The sequence below is a fragment of the Acinetobacter sp. MD2(2019) genome (assembly GCF_035615615.1).
Classification (GTDB): Bacteria; Pseudomonadota; Gammaproteobacteria; order Pseudomonadales; family Moraxellaceae; genus Acinetobacter.
In genome coordinates, this window is sequence record NZ_VTDU01000009.1 from 26,286 (window position 1) to 44,205 (window position 17,920).

General features: G+C 39.2%; 19 protein-coding genes. 13 read left to right on the forward strand and 6 right to left on the reverse strand.

Annotated features, from left to right (window positions below):
- Nucleotides 1–83: 83 nt before the first annotated feature.
- Both I2F62_RS06600 and radA read right to left on the reverse strand, forming a co-directional pair.
- A complete protein-coding gene (locus I2F62_RS06600) occupies nucleotides 84–1,085 on the reverse strand; it encodes a Tim44-like domain-containing protein (RefSeq protein WP_324626225.1) in 1,002 nt (333 codons plus the stop codon).
- 188 nt (nucleotides 1,086–1,273) lie between these two features.
- On the reverse strand, nucleotides 1,274–2,659 hold the full coding sequence (gene radA, locus I2F62_RS06605; protein WP_324626226.1) for a DNA repair protein RadA: 1,386 nt from the start codon (nucleotides 2,657–2,659) through the stop codon (nucleotides 1,274–1,276).
- A gap of 259 nt (nucleotides 2,660–2,918) precedes the next feature.
- Here radA and I2F62_RS06610 point away from each other — a divergent pair, with 259 nt between their 5' ends.
- From I2F62_RS06610 to I2F62_RS06630, 5 genes are all read left to right on the forward strand, one after another.
- Nucleotides 2,919–4,331, forward strand: coding sequence for an amino acid permease (locus I2F62_RS06610; RefSeq protein ID WP_324626227.1), 1,413 nt, complete (start codon nucleotides 2,919–2,921; stop codon nucleotides 4,329–4,331).
- An 832-nt stretch (nucleotides 4,332–5,163) separates the two neighbouring features.
- Nucleotides 5,164–5,367, forward strand: coding sequence for an LPS translocon maturation chaperone LptM (gene lptM, locus I2F62_RS06615; protein WP_324626228.1), 204 nt, complete (start codon nucleotides 5,164–5,166; stop codon nucleotides 5,365–5,367).
- A gap of 18 nt (nucleotides 5,368–5,385) precedes the next feature.
- Nucleotides 5,386–6,636, forward strand: coding sequence for a diaminopimelate decarboxylase (gene lysA / locus I2F62_RS06620; RefSeq protein WP_324626229.1), 1,251 nt, complete (start codon nucleotides 5,386–5,388; stop codon nucleotides 6,634–6,636).
- Between the two features lie 6 nt (nucleotides 6,637–6,642).
- Nucleotides 6,643–7,488 (forward strand): diaminopimelate epimerase, encoded by an 846-nt coding sequence (gene dapF, locus I2F62_RS06625; protein ID WP_324626230.1) that lies wholly within the window; start codon nucleotides 6,643–6,645, stop codon nucleotides 7,486–7,488.
- Between the two features lie 215 nt (nucleotides 7,489–7,703).
- Nucleotides 7,704–8,066, forward strand: a complete 363-nt coding sequence (locus I2F62_RS06630) for a hypothetical protein (protein ID WP_324626231.1) — start codon at nucleotides 7,704–7,706, stop codon at nucleotides 8,064–8,066.
- Nucleotides 8,067–8,272: 206 nt separating this feature from the next.
- On the opposite strand, the gene I2F62_RS06635 is transcribed toward I2F62_RS06630, so the two are convergent.
- Nucleotides 8,273–8,860, reverse strand: coding sequence for a hypothetical protein (locus I2F62_RS06635; RefSeq protein ID WP_324626232.1), 588 nt, complete (start codon nucleotides 8,858–8,860; stop codon nucleotides 8,273–8,275).
- 744 nt (nucleotides 8,861–9,604) lie between these two features.
- On the opposite strand from I2F62_RS06635, the gene I2F62_RS06640 reads away from it, so the two are divergent.
- The gene (locus I2F62_RS06640) at nucleotides 9,605–10,507 is read left to right on the forward strand and encodes a tyrosine recombinase XerC (protein ID WP_324626293.1); all 903 of its coding nucleotides are present in this window, start codon (nucleotides 9,605–9,607) and stop codon (nucleotides 10,505–10,507) included.
- Between the two features lie 5 nt (nucleotides 10,508–10,512).
- On the opposite strand, the gene I2F62_RS06645 is transcribed toward I2F62_RS06640, so the two are convergent.
- Genes I2F62_RS06645 through I2F62_RS06655 form a run of 3 tightly spaced genes read right to left on the reverse strand, consistent with a single transcriptional unit; the run spans nucleotide 10,513 to nucleotide 12,248 of the window.
- Nucleotides 10,513–11,121, reverse strand: coding sequence for an FMN-binding negative transcriptional regulator (locus tag I2F62_RS06645; RefSeq protein ID WP_324626233.1), 609 nt, complete (start codon nucleotides 11,119–11,121; stop codon nucleotides 10,513–10,515).
- Between the two features lie 2 nt (nucleotides 11,122–11,123).
- Entirely contained in the window at nucleotides 11,124–11,729 is a 606-nt protein-coding gene (locus tag I2F62_RS06650) for a GNAT family protein (RefSeq protein WP_324626234.1), read from the reverse strand.
- A 33-nt stretch (nucleotides 11,730–11,762) separates the two neighbouring features.
- On the reverse strand, nucleotides 11,763–12,248 hold the full coding sequence (locus I2F62_RS06655) for an Lrp/AsnC family transcriptional regulator (protein ID WP_324626235.1): 486 nt from the start codon (nucleotides 12,246–12,248) through the stop codon (nucleotides 11,763–11,765).
- A 112-nt stretch (nucleotides 12,249–12,360) separates the two neighbouring features.
- Between I2F62_RS06655 and I2F62_RS06660 the strand changes: the two genes are divergently transcribed.
- From I2F62_RS06660 to ubiA, 7 genes are all read left to right on the forward strand, one after another.
- Nucleotides 12,361–12,966, forward strand: a complete 606-nt coding sequence (locus I2F62_RS06660; RefSeq protein WP_324626236.1) for a LysE family translocator — start codon at nucleotides 12,361–12,363, stop codon at nucleotides 12,964–12,966.
- A gap of 421 nt (nucleotides 12,967–13,387) precedes the next feature.
- A complete protein-coding gene (locus I2F62_RS06665) occupies nucleotides 13,388–14,137 on the forward strand; it encodes an electron transfer flavoprotein subunit beta/FixA family protein (protein WP_324626237.1) in 750 nt (249 codons plus the stop codon).
- A 16-nt stretch (nucleotides 14,138–14,153) separates the two neighbouring features.
- Nucleotides 14,154–15,089: an FAD-binding protein gene (locus I2F62_RS06670; RefSeq protein ID WP_324626238.1), complete on the forward strand. Its 936-nt coding sequence runs from the start codon at nucleotides 14,154–14,156 to the stop codon at nucleotides 15,087–15,089.
- 206 nt (nucleotides 15,090–15,295) lie between these two features.
- Nucleotides 15,296–15,733, forward strand: a complete 438-nt coding sequence (locus I2F62_RS06675) for a MarR family transcriptional regulator (RefSeq protein WP_324626239.1) — start codon at nucleotides 15,296–15,298, stop codon at nucleotides 15,731–15,733.
- A gap of 148 nt (nucleotides 15,734–15,881) precedes the next feature.
- Nucleotides 15,882–16,310 carry an organic hydroperoxide resistance protein gene (locus I2F62_RS06680; protein WP_324626240.1) on the forward strand — a complete coding sequence of 143 codons (429 nt, stop codon included), beginning with the start codon at nucleotides 15,882–15,884 and terminating at the stop codon, nucleotides 16,308–16,310.
- Between the two features lie 209 nt (nucleotides 16,311–16,519).
- On the forward strand, nucleotides 16,520–17,011 hold the full coding sequence (locus I2F62_RS06685) for a chorismate--pyruvate lyase family protein (RefSeq protein WP_324626241.1): 492 nt from the start codon (nucleotides 16,520–16,522) through the stop codon (nucleotides 17,009–17,011).
- An 8-nt stretch (nucleotides 17,012–17,019) separates the two neighbouring features.
- Nucleotides 17,020–17,898 carry a 4-hydroxybenzoate octaprenyltransferase gene (gene ubiA / locus I2F62_RS06690; protein ID WP_324626242.1) on the forward strand — a complete coding sequence of 293 codons (879 nt, stop codon included), beginning with the start codon at nucleotides 17,020–17,022 and terminating at the stop codon, nucleotides 17,896–17,898.
- The last annotated feature ends 22 nt before the right edge of the window (nucleotides 17,899–17,920 follow it).

The window sequence follows — 17,920 nt, forward strand, 5'->3', positions numbered from 1 at the left end:
ATTGAAATACCGAATATAAAAAACGCTTGATGAATTTCATCAAGCGTTTTTGTAACATTCACCAAAAGCTTTGTGTTTAAAACTTAGCTTTCAACTTGAATACCCGCAACAACCCAATCTTGCTGAGTATTGGCAGGTTTAACAAAGTGCCAAATTTCAGAGAAAGGTTTAGGTTGACTGTTTAAATCTTCAGACACGCTACCTGTAAAGCGAACACTGGCAATGTATTGACCATTTTCAGTCGTCGATTCCACAATCATGGCATTTAAGTTGCTAAATTCCGCAATATCTTGATCCTGATTCGACATAATATCTTGATAAATCGATTGATATAACTCAGGTGTTAAGTAACGACGGATTTCTTCAACATTGCTTGCACTGTTGATGGATTGAATATGGTTAAAACGTTGGCGTGCAATACGTAAGAACGCTGCAGGTTCGCTACCATCGGGTAATTGGCTGCCGCTGTTGGTATATGCTGCACCGCCAAATGGTGCTTGAGGTGCTGTCTGGCTATTACCACCCACACTTTGACCAAAAATATTGGTATTGTCGTTGCTGTTACGTGCATTAACCGGTGGCTGAGCAAATGGGCCATTGCCGCCAGCATTTGGGGCATATGGATTATTACTGGCTAACTTTTTTTTTGCTTCCATACGGCGGAAGATAAAAAAGGCAATACCACCTAAAAGCACAATCCAAATCCAGCTTGATACGCCTGACTTTTCTTTTTGCTGTGCTTGTTGTTGATCGGTTTGTTCAGTAGCTGTGTTGGTGTTTGCAGTCGCTGAATGACGATCATCCGCCATTGCATTGGCTGCAATAGCACCTACGGCAGCACCTGCAGCCCCAGCGGCAACCATTTTACCCACACCTGAACCAGATTTTTGCTGAGTTGAACGGTTATAGGTTGCAGCAGGTGCAGTTTGATAAGATGGCGCTTGCTGATAAGACTGACTTGGTGCTGCAGAACGGGTCATACCGTGGCTACGGCCACCACCTACACGTTTTGCATCAACTAACGGTGAAACCACCAAAGTTGCCATTAACATACTGGCAACTAAGCCACGACGGCGTGTGTTCATTTATTTTTCCTTTCCTAATAGAGCAGAAATGACTATTTGCCTTACTTTTATGCAGTCTTTTGGGGCAAATTTCAATAGCAAACGAGTAATTTTTAACAACAGAGAAAAATTCTTTTATAAAATAAGCAATATTTATCCATATTTTAGAAATATAAATAAATTCAGTCACTTAATTTTTTATGGAACGTCTATGTTTCATCACTAAGTTGCATGGCTTGAGAGAGCGCTTCATGTAATCGTGAAACAGCAATCACTTCTACATTGGGAATGGCTTTTTGCGGTGCATTTCCTTTAGGTACAATAATGTATTTAAAGCCCTGTTTAATCGCTTCTTTTAAACGCTCTTGCCCATTTGGAACAGGGCGAATTTCACCCGAAAGCCCAACCTCGCCAAATACTGCCAGTTGCTGCGGAAGGGCTTTAGCACGTAAGCTCGATGCACAGGCCAATAAAACTGCCAAGTCAGATCCAGTTTCGGTAATTTTTAAACCACCCACAATATTGACGTAAACATCCTGCCCAAGCGTTTGCACACCACCATGGCGATGCATCACCGCCAAAAGCATATTTAAACGGTTTTGTTCTAAACCCAACGCAACGCGTCTCGGTTGGCCTTGAGCATCGTCCACTAACGCTTGCACTTCAACCAACAGTGGGCGCGTGCCTTCACGGCTAATCATAACCACAGAACCCGGAATGGCTTCTTCATAACGGCTTAAGAAAATGGCTGAAGGGTTGCTAACCCCGCGTAAACCTTTATCGGTCATGCCAAAAACACCAAGTTCATTCACTGCGCCAAAACGGTTTTTAACTGCACGAATCATTCGATATCTTGAATCGGTTTGCCCTTCAAAATAAAGCACACAATCGACCATATGCTCTAAAACTCGTGGGCCAGCCAGCGCACCTTCTTTGGTCACATGCCCAACAATAAATAATGCTGTGCCACTGTGTTTGGCAAAGCGCGTGAGTAGTGCTGCAGATTCACGAATTTGAGAAACCCCACCGGGAGCAGATTGTAACGTTTCTGTATATAAGGTTTGGATAGAATCTAAAATAGCCACGGCAGGGCGTAACTCGGCTAATACTTCGCAAATACGCTCGACGCAAGTTTCCGCCATCACTTTTAAATGTGTGGTGGATAAATCAAGCCGCTGCGCTCTTAATGCAACCTGAGATAACGATTCCTCACCTGTCACATATAGCGCAGATTGTTGTGCTGCAATGTGGGTTGCGGTTTGAAGCAAAATGGTTGATTTACCAATGCCCGGATCGCCACCAATCAGTACCACCGAACCTTCCACTAATCCGCCACCCAAAACGCGGTCAAATTCTTCACTGCCAGTTTCTAAACGGCCTTCAAGTGAAACTGAAACTTTATCTAAGGTCGTAATGTTTGCTGACTGACCTGAATATCCACCGCCCAGTTGAATTTTTGCCCGATGGGTTGATGCCGGTTCAATTTTTGTTTCAAGTAAAGTATTCCATTCGCCACATTCAGAACATTGGCCCGCCCATTTGGGATGATTTGCACCACATTGTTCACAGCGATAGGTGGTTTTAACTTTACTCATGCAGGGAATTCACTCATTTTGTTTGGTTGAGACAACATTTTACCTAAATTTTAAGAATTCGCATGAATTATAAAAATAGTCGCATCGAAGATATTTACATTTTCCAAATTTACAGCTAAAAATTATTGCCTGAAAAAGAACAATTGGGGACGATAAAAAGAATTTTCGATTAAAAAGTAAACGCTTAAAGATCAATAATAACTAACTTGGCATGTTATTTGTTAGTTAAAACCACAAAACGCAACAAGGAACCTTCTGGATGACAATAATGAATCATGATACAGATCATTCAGCTCATGATCTTAAACGTAATTTGAGCAACCGCCACTTACAATTAATTGCAATTGGTGGTGCAATTGGTACTGGTCTCTTCATGGGGTCGGGTAAAACAATTAGTTTGGCTGGCCCATCTATTCTTTTGATCTACATGATCATCGGGATTATGGTTTTTTTCTTAATGCGTGCATTGGGCGAATTGCTACTTTCTAATTTAGAATATAAATCATTCGTTGATATGTCTTATGACTTAATCGGGCCGAAAGCTGGGTTCTACGTGGGGTGGACTTACTGGGTTGGTTGGGTATTGACAGGTATGGCGGATTTAACCGCAGTCATTAACTATTTAACCTTTTGGTTGCCGGATGGAATGCAATTTACACCCGGTGGGCAAGCGCTAATTAGTGCGGGTTGTGTCATTATTTTATTGATTTTAAACCTTTTAACTGTGCGCCTATTTGGTGAAACAGAGTTCTGGTTTGCCATTATTAAAATTGTGGCGATTATTGCTTTGGTCTGTGTGGGGGCATACATGATCTTTACGCATTACCAATCTCCAAATGGTGATGTGGCATCTTTAAGCAATATTTGGTCACACGGTGGTATTTTCCCTAAAGGCTTTGAAGGCTTCTTGGCCGGCTTCCAAATCGCAATTTTCGCCTTTATTGGGGTTGAATTGGTCGGTACTGCGGCAGCTGAAGCGAAAGATCCACACAAGAACTTACCAAAAGCGGTTAATGCCATTCCTATTCGTGTGATTTTATTCTATGTATTATCACTGGTTGTCGTAATGTCTGTTGTGCCTTGGAACCACGTTGTTCCGAGCAAGAGCCCATTCGTTGAATTGTTCTTAATGGCAGGTATTCCAACAGCTGCGGTGATTATGAACTTGGTGGTATTGTCTTCTGTAATGTCATCAATGAACAGCGGTATCTTCTCGACTAGCCGTATGCTTTACGGTTTAGCAAAAGATGGTCAAGCACCTGATGCAATGGGTAAATTGTCTAAGAGTGCGGTTCCAACTAACGGTTTATTGTTCTCTTGCGCATGTATTATGGGCGGTGCAGCATTGCAATTCTTCGTTCCAAATACCATTGAAGCATTTACTTTAGCAACGACATTGTCTGTAATTCTATTCGTATCGGTATGGATCATCATTATGGTGAGCTATATTCGCTATCGCAAATTGAAACCAGAACTGCATGAAAAGTCTATTTTCAAAATGCCTGGTGGCGTGTTCATGAGCTACGTTGTAATTATCTTCTTCTTATTTACAATTTCAATCCTAGTTCTTGAGCCAGATACACGTAAATCGTTATTGGTTAGCCCAATTTGGTTAATTATTTTGGCGATTGGTTACTACGGTTTCTACAGAAAAAAATTAGAAAATAACTAAAACTCAATTTAGTTAAATTCTAAGCCGAGGATATTGAGCAGAAATGCTCAATATCCTTTTTTGTTTTAAGATGGTGCAAAAAACACAAAGCGAGCATAATTTTATCTTTGTTGCGTTTGTTTTTTGTAAAAATAAATTCAATAACTTTCAATAGCTAAAATAAATATAAATTTGATCGAAAAGTAAAAAAATACCAAGTTTTAAAAAATGAGTTTTTATGATGCACTTTATTGTTCACATTTGGTGCAAAAATAATAAAAAGATTATAAAATTTGAATAAATTAAGTTTTTGCTTAGAAAGTGCACGAATTTGGCACGGTTAAATTAACAATCAATAACAATCATTTCAGCAGCCTCATTTTTGTATTACATGCGAAGCATAAATTCGTGTTCGTTTGCATAATTTTGCCTATTCTAAGGCTTTATTTTTAGGTCAGGGAAAATACAAAAAGTAACAAATGCAAGCCGAGTTCATATTTTATAAAATTCGTATGAACTGAGCAGAATCGTGGTGATGTAATTTTTCTTCCTTTATTGATCAATCGTGTAATGGGGCAGTGATGTTCATCAAGCATGCAAAATAATAGGGCGGAAGGGCGTTTCATTTGAATGAGTGAATGATGGTTCGATATGGGTTTTAGTTGCCTAACTTTGCGGGAATAGACACATGCAATTACTTATTGAGGTTTAAATGGGTGAGATAAATCTGCGAGCTTGTAACTTTATCATTTAGACATAGCTTTAATTTGTATATAAACCCGAATGAAATACTTTGGGCTGCGTCCGGTTCACGGTATACTGCTTTGAATTTACAAATAAGGTGATGTCGATTATGCGTCAGTTGGTTTGCGCAATAGGTGCTTTAGCCGCCATGCTTTCACTCGCAGGTTGCGGGCAGTCAGGTGATTTACAATTAACCTCCGACCCACACTTAGACACGCGTCCTAAATATTTGTTATATCATCCAAAAGAACAGCAACAGCCGCATCAAGAAGAACGCACTGCATCTGATCTTTCACCTTCTCAAGTTCAATAATATAAGGATTGTTTTCCCATGAGCTTTACCCGTATACAAGGGGTTTTACATGCCGAACAGTGTTCGTTAGAACAGCTTGCCCAACAATTTTCCACACCATTGTATGTGTATTCAAAACAAAGTTTTGAAACGCATTATTTGCAGATGGATCGGGCATTTGCATTTATCGATCATCAAATTTGTTTTGCAGTAAAATCGAACTCAAATTTGGCTGTTTTGAGTGTATTGGCAAAGCTTGGTGCAGGTTTTGATATTGTGACAGGGGGTGAGCTTGCACGTGTTTTAGCTGCTGGCGGGGACGCATCTAAAATTGTGTTTTCGGGCTTAGGGAAAACAGAAGCCGATATTGAAAAAGCATTAAATGTGGGTATTGCTTGTTTTAATGTGGAATCGTACGCCGAATTAGACCGCATTGAAAAAGTTGCAGCACGTTTAGGCAAAAAAGCGCCGATTTCTTTGCGTGTAAATCCCGATGTCGATGCCAAAACCCATCCTTATATTTCAACGGGACTCAAAGAAAATAAATTTGGTATTCCAAGTGATGCCGTGTATGAAACTTATGCGCATGCACAACAACTACCGCATTTAGAGATTATTGGCATCGATTGTCATATTGGTTCGCAGCTGACTGAAACCAAGCCGTTTGTTGATGCGCTTGAGCGTGTCACACTCATGATTGAAAAACTTGCCGATATGGGCATTCAGCTGAAACATATTGATATTGGCGGTGGCTTAGGCGTGGTTTATAAAGATGAAACGCCACCAAGCGTAGAAGAATATGCCAATGCCATGAAGCCGGCCTTGGAAAAATTAGGCTTAAAAGTGTATATGGAACCGGGACGCAGCATTAGCGCCAATGCTGGTGTATTGCTGACCAAAGTAGATTTACTGAAACCGACTGCACATCGTAATTTTGCCATTATTGATGCCGCTATGAACGATTTAATCCGCCCATCTTTATATGAAGCATGGATGGATATTCAAGAAGTGACGCCAAGACCAGTTGAACAACAAAAATGTTGGGATGTGGTCGGTGCAATTTGTGAAACAGGCGATTTTTTAGGTAAAGATCGTGCGCTTGCATTGCAAGAGAATGATTTGTTGGCGGTCACTGGCGCGGGGGCTTATGGGTTTTCAATGAGCTCGAATTATAACTCGCGTGGTCGTGCGGCAGAAGTGATGGTCGATGCTGACAAAGCTTATTTGATTCGTGAGCGCGAAACGATTGAGTCGTTATGGCAAAACGAACATTTATTGCCTGAGGAGTAACAAAACGTGTTGTTAGAATTTACCAAAATGCACGGTTTGGGCAATGACTTTATGGTGATTGACCTATTAAGCCAAAATGTTTACTTAGATTCTTTAACCATTCAACGCATGGCCGATCGTCATTTTGGCATAGGTTTCGATCAATTATTGATTGTTGAACCACCCGATTCACCCAATGTAGATTTCAAATACCGTATTTTTAATGCAGATGGTTCAGAAGTTCAGCAATGTGGGAATGGTGTGCGTTGTTTTGCTCGCTTTGTGCACGAGCGTCAACTAACCAACAAAACCAAAATTCGCGTACAAACCAAATCTGGAATTGTTGAACCCGAATTAGGTCCGAATGGTTGGGTTCGGGTGAATATGGGACAGCCACGTTTTTTACCACATGAAATTCCATTTTTAGCTGAAGAGCAAGAAGCGTTATATCCCTTAGAGCTTTCAAAAAATGAAACGCTGAATATTGATGTGGTGAGCATGGGAAATCCACATGCAGTGACCTTAGTAACAGATGTTTTAAAAACAGATGTTGCCCGTTTAGGCCCACAAATAGAAGGGCATTTGCGTTTTCCCGAGCGTGTCAATGCAGGCTTCATGCAAATTATTGATGAAAAGCATGCACGCTTACGTGTCTATGAACGAGGTGTTGGGGAAACCTTGGCTTGTGGTACAGGTGCATGTGCAGCTGCTGTGAGTGGAATGCGCCGTGGTTTACTGGCCAATGATGTGGAAATTGAATTGCCAGGCGGACGTATACACATAGCATGGCGTGAAGGCGATGTTGTGTGGATGACAGGGCCAACCGCAAAAGTTTATGACGGTCGTTTAGATTTACGCTACTTCCAAAGTTAAATTACTTTTGGCTTCTTAAAGGCACTATTTTGAATATAGTGCCTTTTTGTATTAAGTGATCAGTGAAAGTGAAGTGTATTGAATGGTGTATGTAAATTTCCCGACTTTTTATCCTTGTTATATAAAATAAACTTAGATGGAAGCTGTCGAGAACCGCTTGTCAGCCCAAAGCAGATAGTCGTATTTTATGGTGTGTTTTTGCTAAGAATCGTTAAATGGATATGTCACAAAAAAATGTTATTCATGTTTCCGATGAAACGATAACCACCATCCTAGATGGACGATATCAGGTCATTTTTTCTTTTACAGAATTTCGTATGTCGCTTTGGGCACATAATATTAGTATCATTGATACTTTACATGATATTGTCATTCTCAGAAAAAATTCACATTTTGATGTCATTGATTTGACTGAAATAAATCGTGGTATAAGCATAAATTTTAGAATTTGGCCAGAAGGTGGAGTTTTTTATTCGGTAGATATTTATCCTGATACACGTACTTTTTTTTATAAAGATAAAGAATATTCTTTAGACAGTTTTATGGATACCTTTTTTCACCCTTGTAATGAAAAATAACAAAAGACTCATCGTTTAAAATCTTTTTTTAGCGCGAGGAATAAGCGTAAATTCTATAATTTAAAGCATATAGCTTTATTGTTGATTACTATATTATTCGGAGTGATTATATTTTATCTACTCAGATTATGAAAAAATACATCAAACTATTACCAGAATTTATGTGTGCAAGATTGGAATGGTGAAAAATCATCTATGAAAGAAGTCTATTGTTTTTCAAATTGTCTGGAAAAAATATAATTTTTTGGATCATGAAATTGCATGATTAAAGTAGTTATTTTTTGAATGAGAGATTTAGCTTCTTTTTTATTAAGATTAATTGCAAATGACGTTATACCATTGTATGTATAAATATGAATATTTCCATTACAATAATCAGGCAAAAAAGGAGGATTTATATCACCTAAATGATGACTAAATTTAATTTTCACAATTTCCTGAGTATCTATTTCTGTACGGGCTAACTCTTCATCTAGACATTTTCTTACGATGATAAGCTTATTTTTTGAGAAATAAAAAATTTGATGTGCGTGAATAATCCATTTTTTCTTTTTGTTATGTTCATAGTGAAAATAGATGATTCCAATCGAAGTAATTAATATCATTAAAATAGATATAAAACTAATGCTTTGATTACTCATTAGAAGCTCATAAGTCATATAAAACGCAAAAGCATCATAAAATAGGAGCATCAAAAAAGAAAAATGAATTTCTCCAAGCAAATTGTCGCCATTCATTTTTAGATCAATAATGACTTCATTATCTGAAGAATAGGTTTTTAATTCGTTCGACATATAAATTTTAACATTACTTTTATAGATTAAAATTAATTATTTACCATAGTGGCCTTTATGCAAAATGAATCTTTTAAATCCTTATAAAATCAATAATTTACTATAACACTAAAAGCAAAGAAAAAAGTCATTTTTTACAATTTGGATTTTTATCGCTTGTTTTGTCGCTAAGATTGGCTAGAATTAACTATTCTTGATTTCTCAAAAAACAGATAAGAAAATTATCCCCATTTTTTACGAACAAAACTTCAAATAAATTTAGGCAAACACCGTGTACGAAATGGCGTACATCAATACAAGACAATTGCCAATATTCAAACAGTCTATAAATACCTATGATGGATTTATAGAGAACAGGATGTTCCAGACAACAAAAATAACACTAGCGACAGGACGCGAGGGATGACAGGAGTTGACCCTAGACACGCAAATACGAAAAAGCCCAACAGGACGTTGGGCTTTTTTATTATCTAATTCAATGTTTATGCGTAGCCAAAATCCTTAAAAGCGTGTATTCGGTGTATATGTGAATACCGATTTCATTACCTCAATAGCGATGACAAATATTTAACTCGCCAACATCGGCAAGCAGGCCTTAAAATAGTTTCAGCTGAAATCATTTTGCAGATACATCAGCTGAAATTTGCACGTATATTTTAGAGCTTGAAGGGCAATTTAGTGAATACAAAGGATGCCATCGTGAATATCCATCCTGAAACCTTGATAGGTGATCAACTTTTACAAATGTGGCTTAACGAACGCAGAATTCAAAATCAATCTGCGCATACGTTGTTGGCTTATGAGCGTGATATTCAGGATTTTTTAAACTTTTGTGAACAGCAAAAAATTGGGCTTAGTGATATTGAAGCAGCTGATTTACGTCAATATCTGGCATCACGCGTAGAAAAAGATCAACTGGTTTCAAGTAGTTTGCAGCGCCATTTAACCTCTATTCGTCAATTTATGAAATGGGCCGAGCAGGGGGGCTATTTAAATATTAATCCTACCGAAGATTTTCAGCTTAAACGACAACCGCGTCCTTTACCGGGCATGATTGATATTGAAATGGTGGGGCAAATTATTGATCAACCTGCACCTGAAAAACCGCTCGATCAACAACTTTGGCTACGAGATAAAGCAATTTTAGAATTGTTTTATGCAAGCGGTTTGCGCTTGGCAGAATTACAAGGTTTAAAAATTAAAGATTTAGATTTTAAGCGCTTATTGCTACGTGTTACTGGTAAAGGCAATAAAACACGTATTGTGCCATTTGGGCAAAAAGCCAAAGACAGTTTATTAATCTGGTTGAGCATGTATAAAATTTGGATGCAAAATTTACAACCGGAATATCCTGTTTTTATTTCACAAAAAGGCAATGCGTTAACGTCACGGCAAATTGAAAATCGTGTTAAATATCAAGCACAACGTGCAGGCGTAAATGTCGATTTGCATCCACATTTATTGCGGCATTGCTTTGCCAGCCACTTACTTTCTGCAAGTGGTGATTTGCGTTCTATTCAAGAAATGTTGGGACACAGTAATTTGTCGACCACGCAAATTTATACTCATTTAGATTTTGACCGCTTGGCACAAGTCTATGATAAAACCCATCCACGGGCGCAGAAGAAATCTGAATCATCTTCATGAGAAGATTAATCCTGATGTTTGCGATTGTTTAACGCTTTTTGCACCGCTTGTTGTGTTTCTGGGCTTTTGTTTTGGCTCATTTTGAATTTGGCATCGATGTCTAAAATCTCGATTTGAATACCGACAATATAATTGAGCATTTGGTTAATATAATCTTGCGGCGCATCGGAAAGCGACCACGCGGTATTTTGTAAAAGTTTGGCTTCTTCTTGGTTGGTTAAATGCTGTAACAGTTCTAGAAGGTGCTTTGGGTCTTCAATTAAACTGAGCTTGCCTTTAATGTGTACTGCCTTGTAGTTCCAAGTTGGGACAACTTTGTGGTGAAGTATTTTTTCTGGATACCAATTCGGTGAAATATAATTACTATCCGACTGAAAAATAACTAAAACATCACTATGTGGTTGCTGCAAAATTTTTTGATACAACGGATTAGCTTTAGCAATATGTGCGTGAAGCTGACCTAAACCATTGGACTCTTGCACAATTTCAAAAGGAATGTGATTGGCATCTAATTCGCCATCAAACTGTGTCACCAGTGCCGCCAAACGATGTTGCTGCATAAAATCAAATAAGACCTTTAAATTTTTTTCTTCGAAGGCTTTGACCTGATACATGTTTATTCCTTTGCTAAAGATGAGCGATCCAATAAATAAAGTAAGTGCGCCTGAACGCCGGCCCATTCACTTTGAATAATGCTGTACATGACTGTATCGCGAATGGTGCCATCGGGACGTGCGGCATGTTGACGCAAAACGCCATCTTTTTTGGCACCGAGTCGTTCAATTGCTCTTTGACTTGCAAAATTGAAATGATCTGTGCGTAATCCCACCACGTTGGCATGAAGTTGCTCAAAAGCATGACGCAATAATAACAACTTACATGTGGTATTAATGTGCGTGCGTTGCGCACTTTTTGCATACCAGGTATAACCAATTTCGAGGCGCTTAATGGGCGCAACAATATCGTGATAACTGGTAGTGCCGACAATCGTTTCTGTGCGTTCGTCAATCACCACAAAAGCAAAGCGAGTGCCTTGTTCACGTTGTGCTAAGGCAAGGTCAATATACGCGCTAACTGTTTCAGGTGAGGGGGCAGAAGTGACACGTAGTTTCCAAAGTTCACCATCTCGGCAGGCAGATTTCAAGCCTTCGGCATGTTGTTGGCTTAATGGTTCAAGCCGAACTTGATGGTACGACAGTGAAACGGGTACAACGAAATTCATACTTAGTGCTCACGCTGCGACAGAAAACTGATCTTATAACGGAAGTTGGTAACTTTGTTTAATAATTTGGCTTGGCAAATCAGTTTTTACACTGGTGATGCCATTTTTTTTGGTTAAGTGGCTCGACTGAAATTTACGATAACTTTCTAAATCGGGCACAATCACTTTTAGCATTGCATCGCATTCACCCAAAATAATATAGCATTCCATAACTTGCGGGAGCTCTTTCATGGCTTCAATAAAGATATCAATGGTTTCTGCATCTTGCCCAATTAGCCAAATACGTGAAAATAGAATCAGTTGTAAGCCTACTTTTTGTGGATCGACCAAGGTGGTGTAACTTTGAATAATTCCTGCTTCTTCAAGCAATTTGACACGTCTTAAGCAAGATGAAGGCGATAGCCCAATATGTTTAGCCAAATCATTATTTTGGATACGACCATTCTCTTGTAAGTGACGAATAATACTTTTATCTATTCGATCTATCTTCATTGAAATAGTATTAGATGATAATTTCATAAAATAGAATTTAATTCTAAAATAAAGATAAATTATAGAATAATTGCAAGCCTATTTGATATAAAAAAATGGATACTAGCGCCACTTTATTTGTATTTTGAAGTGATTTGAAATGTCCAATTTTACCTTATTTACGCTGACCATTATTCCGCTGGTGCTTACCCCAGGACCCGACATGCTTTTTGTTATTTCTCAAGCAATTGGTAAGAATTTTAAGTCAGGTATGATGGCAACTTTTGGCGTGTGTTCAGGTTACTTGGTGCATTCTGTTTTGGTGGCTTTGGGTATTTCTGCCATTATTGTGTCTTATCCAATGCTTTTTAATGCCATCCGTTTTTTAGGCATTGCCTATTTAATGTATTTATCGGTTTGTCTATTTCGCTCGGTGATTCAATCTAACGGCATACATATTCAAAAAACCAATACGCCAAACCCGATTCGCAAAGGCTTTATCACTTCGTTATTAAACCCGAAAGTTATGTTGATTTATTTTGCAATTTTACCGCAATTTATGACAGCAAAAGGCAATACAGTGATACAAGGTTTAGAATTGTCATTTATTTTTATTGGATTATGTATTATTGTGTATTTAAGCGTTGCTTATGCATTTGTAAAAATGACCCAAAAAGCAGGCTTTGATCAAAGTAAACAACGTTGGTTAGATGCAACTTCTGGCACCATGATTATGCTTGCTGCAACATGGTTGATCGCACATTAACGAGTTCTAGGTTTTCCAACGCCAGCGCAAGCTGGTGTTTTTTTATCTAAGGAAGTGCTAAAAATAACAGAATGTTGCATTTCTTACATTAAACACGCTTTATAACTACAGATTTGCCCTAAAAATATTTGATGTCCTACATGAAGAAAACTGATGATGTTTTCTAAAAAATGAGAAATGAGTATTTTTTAAACGACTGTTTTATATTAATAAAAAATGTAATCCCGTATAATGCTGCTGAATCAAAAAATATTTTTGAACTGACCAAGTCATCATTTTTGCCTAAAAAAACGGTTGGGTCAAAAAATGTGACTTGACCGAAATGCCAAACGCATTGCAAGATAGATGTTGAAAAACAAATTTGAAGAGTATCGCACTTTTCCCCCTTTTTTTATCATTGGATAATACAGCCGAGGATTACATGAAGGCTCTTGTTGCTGTCAAACGTGTGGTGGATGCAAACGTAAAGGTTCGCGTGAAGCCAGATAATAGTGGTGTCGACTTAACGAACGTTAAAATGTCAATTAACCCATTTTGTGAAATCGCAGTGGAAGAAGCGGTTCGTTTAAAAGAAAAAGGAACAGTATCTGAAATCGTTGTGGTTTCGATTGGGCCAAAAGAAGCACAAGAACAAATCCGTTCTTCAATGGCTTTAGGTGCAGACCGCGGGATTTTAGTTGAAACAACAGATGAAATTGGTGCACTCGAAGTTGCGAAAATTTTAAAAGCTGTTGTTGAACAAGAACAACCAGAACTTGTATTACTTGGCAAACAAGCCATTGATGACGACTCTAACCAAGTGGGTCAAATGCTTGCTGCATTGCTTGACGCAGGTCAGGGCACATTTGCTTCTGAAGTGAAAGTCGATGCTGGTAAAGTTCAGGTTACACGTGAAATTGATGGTGGTTTACAAACTGTAGAATTAAAATTGCCTGCAATTATTACCACCGACTTACGTTTGAATGAGCCACGTTATGCGGCACTACCAAACATTATGAAAGCACGTAAAAAACCGCTTGAAACCAAATCTCCTGCAGATTATGGCTTGGCAACGGGCACGAAGCTTAAAACTGTAAAAGTTGAGACACCTGCTGAACGTAAAGCGGGCGTACAAGTGAAATCGGTAGATGAACTTGTAGAAAAATTAAAAAACGAAGCAAAAGTAATCTAAGGGCAGGGATAAAATCATGAGTATTTTAGTTATCGCTGATCACAACAACCAAGCCTTAAATGGTGCGACTTTAAACGTTGTTGCGGCAGCTCAAAAAATCGGTGGTGATATTACTGTTTTGGTTGCAGGTTCTGGCGCTCAAGCTGCGGCCGATGCTGCGGCAAAAGTTGCAGGCGTAAGCAAAGTATTACTTGCTGACAACGCAGTTTATGCAAACCAATTGGCAGAAAATGTGGCAAAACTGGTGGCTGACCTTGCAAAAGGTACGTATAGTCACGTATTAGCTGCATCGACAACAACGGGTAAAAATATTTTGCCTCGCGCTGCGGCATTGCTTGATGTCAGTATGATTACCGATATTATTGCGGTTGAATCGGCTAATACATTCAAGCGTCCAATTTATGCAGGCAATGCCATTGCAACTGTACAATCGGATGAAAGCATAGTTGTGGGTACAGTTCGTGGTACAGCATTTGATGCTGTTGCTAGCGAAGGTGGCTCCGCTACAGTTGAAACAGTGGGCGAAGCGGCCGATGCCGGCGTATCTTCATTTGTAAGTGAAGAAATTGTGAAACTCGACCGTCCTGAATTAACCGCTGCGCGCATTGTTGTGTCGGGTGGTCGTGGTGTGGGTTCTGGTGAAAATTATCACAAAGTGCTCGATCCATTGGCAGATAAATTGGGTGCAGCTCAAGGTGCATCTCGTGCCGCTGTCGATGCAGGCTTTGTACCGAACGATTTCCAAGTTGGTCAAACAGGTAAAATTGTTGCGCCTGATTTGTACATGGCGATTGGTATTTCTGGTGCAATTCAGCATTTGGCGGGTATGAAAGATTCTAAAGTCATTGTTGCAATCAACAAAGATGAAGAAGCGCCAATTAACAGCGTTGCAGATTACTGGTTGGTTGGTGATTTGAACGACGTTGTGCCTGAGTTGGTGGCTAAACTTTAATATAAAAAATTTGATGCAGCCTTGCTTGTACGAGCTTTGTGCTGCATTTAGTTTTTAGTATGAAGTGATTAAAATGAGTGTATGCAAATGCACTCATTTTTTATTTTAGGCACTGTTGTGAAATACAAACATTCCTGCAAGATAGGAACCAATGAAAATAAATGCCATAATTAGGCAACCCAATATTGGATAAAGTGCCAAAGTACATGACTGAGCAAAATGACTTATTAAAATTAGATCATCAACTGTGTTTTGCCTTGTATTCTACGCATTTGGCACTGAATCAGGTCTATCGAAAATTATTGACACCGCTTGGGCTGACCTATCCTCAATATTTAGTCATGCTGATATTATGGGAAACCAATCCACAAACCGTTTCCACCATTGGGCGGCGTTTATTCTTAGAATCTTCAACGTTAACGCCAATGTTAAAACGACTGGAAAAAATGGAACTTTTGTCTAGACAACGTTCTGAGCAAGACGAACGGCAAGTGTTGATTGCTTTAACAGACAAAGGGCAACAATTAAAACAACAGGCAGAAAAAATCCCTGAATTGATTCGAGATCATTCGCAGTGTGATTTACAAAGTTTAAGTGAATTGAAACATCAACTCGACGCGCTGCGTGCTAAATTAATCAAGTAAATCAGTCAAAGGTTTTCAGCAGCTCCAATTTTTATTGGATGATTTAACCGTAACACTGTTACCGATTGCAAATGGATAAAAAAATACTTGTTTTGAAAATTATATCGTGTACGATATAGTTGTAAGCGATAATAATGGAGATTTAAAAATGTCACTTGAAAAAGTTGTCTATGTTGCAAAAGCAAAAGCCACAGGCGGTCGAGATGGCCGCGCGACCTCTAACGATGGTGTGTTAGATGTTCAATTGGGTGTTCCTAAAGAAATGGGTGGAGCAGGCGGCGCGGCGACTAATCCAGAGCAATTATTTGCTGCGGGTTATTCAGCATGTTTCTTGGGTGCAATGAAATTTGTTGCATCACGCGATAAAGTCACTTTGCCAAAAGATTTATTTATTGAAGGTGAAGTGGGTATTGGACCAATTCCAACGGGTTTTAGCATTGAAGTGACTTTAAATATTCATTTAGAAGGCATGGAGCGCGAAGCCGCTGAGGCATTGGTTGAGGCAGCCCATATCGTGTGTCCATATTCAAATGCAACCCGTGGCAACATTGATGTGACTTTAAATGTAATTGTTTAAAACACATCTGTTGTTAAAAAACCGACTGTCAGCACAGTCGGTTTTTTTTTATGAAAAATCTAGCGGATAGATTTTGATGAGCTGGCTTCATTGTAAAATATTGAAAGAATGGTCAAAACCAAGTACAGCTTGAATAGCGTGCCTGCATATTTGATTCGGCAGATGGTTTCAATTTCGGTTAAACTAGTGCATGTTTGCAAAGACTAGGCATGTCACGTTTGAAGCGCTCTCCCATCCAGCATAATAAATTACCCAAAGATTTGAAACCTTGGTTATGTGCAGAAGGTTCTTTAACGCGTCAGTTAACGCAGCTTGCGCAAGGGCAATTCAGGGTCGAGCCTATTGTCGAAGCTTATCGGCGTTTAGAGCAAATAGATGCCCGTTGGATGAATATGCCAAATCATCATATTGCATGGGTGCGCGAAAGTTATTTATTTGGCTGTGAGTCCCAAGCGTGGGTGCGCGCCAAAAGTATTTTTCCGATTTTAAGCTTACGTAAAAAAGCACGAATTTTTCCACATATACAAAAACAACCGATTGGGCGCTTTCTTTTTCAACGCACAACGCCGCAATGCCAACGGCGAATTATTCGTCTGGCAGAGGGCTGGACGCGACAAAGTTGCTATACATGGCACGGTTGTCAGTTTATTGTGCAAGAAACTTTTCTTCCTGCATTTGAAGATTATCTTCGGTTTAACTAAGGAACATTATGGCAGAAATACCGCACACGACATGGCAGCAACGCTTGCAGGCGTATTACTATCTGTGTCGTTTTGACAAGCCGATTGGAACAGAATTGGTTTTATGGCCAACGCTATGGGCATTATGGATTGCAGCAGGTGGTATTCCTGCAAAGTATCTCATTATTGTTATGGTGTTGGGTGCTGTGTTTATGCGCGCAGCAGGCTGTGCAATTAATGACTTCGCCGACCGTAAAGTCGATGGACACGTGGCGCGTACCAAACATCGTCCATTAGCTGCGGGCATTATTCGCCCCATTGAAGCCATTATTGTATTTGCGGTTTTGGTGGTGCTCAGTGCGGGTCTATTATTCTTTTTGCCGATTGAAACCTTCTATTGTGCATTTGGCGCATTATTTTTGGCGTTTATCTATCCATTTATGAAGCGTTATACGCACTTGCCGCAAGTTTTTTTAGGTGCGGCATTTTCTTGGTCGATTCCCATGGCATTTACTGCGGTTGGGCATCCCTTAGATTTAACCTGTTGGTTACTTTATTTTGGTAATTTAGCTTGGACGGTTGCCTACGATACCCAATATGCGATTACCGATCGCGCCTATGATTTAAAAATTGGCGTGAAATCGACAGCTATTTTATTTGGTCGATACGATATTGCCATCATTAGCGTATTACAACTGATCAGCATCGTTTTGATTGGCGCGGCATTGGTCAATGAAGAGTTGTTGCATCCTTACGGAACGATTGCCTTGGCGTTGGTGGCCTGTGATTTTATCTATCAATGGTCGCAAACCAAAGACCGCGACCCACAGCGTTGTTTTAAAATGTTTTTACATAATCGCTGGATTGGGATGATGATTTTTGCTGGCATTTTTGCGGCTTTACTTTAATAATGTAGTTTATCTGGATAGG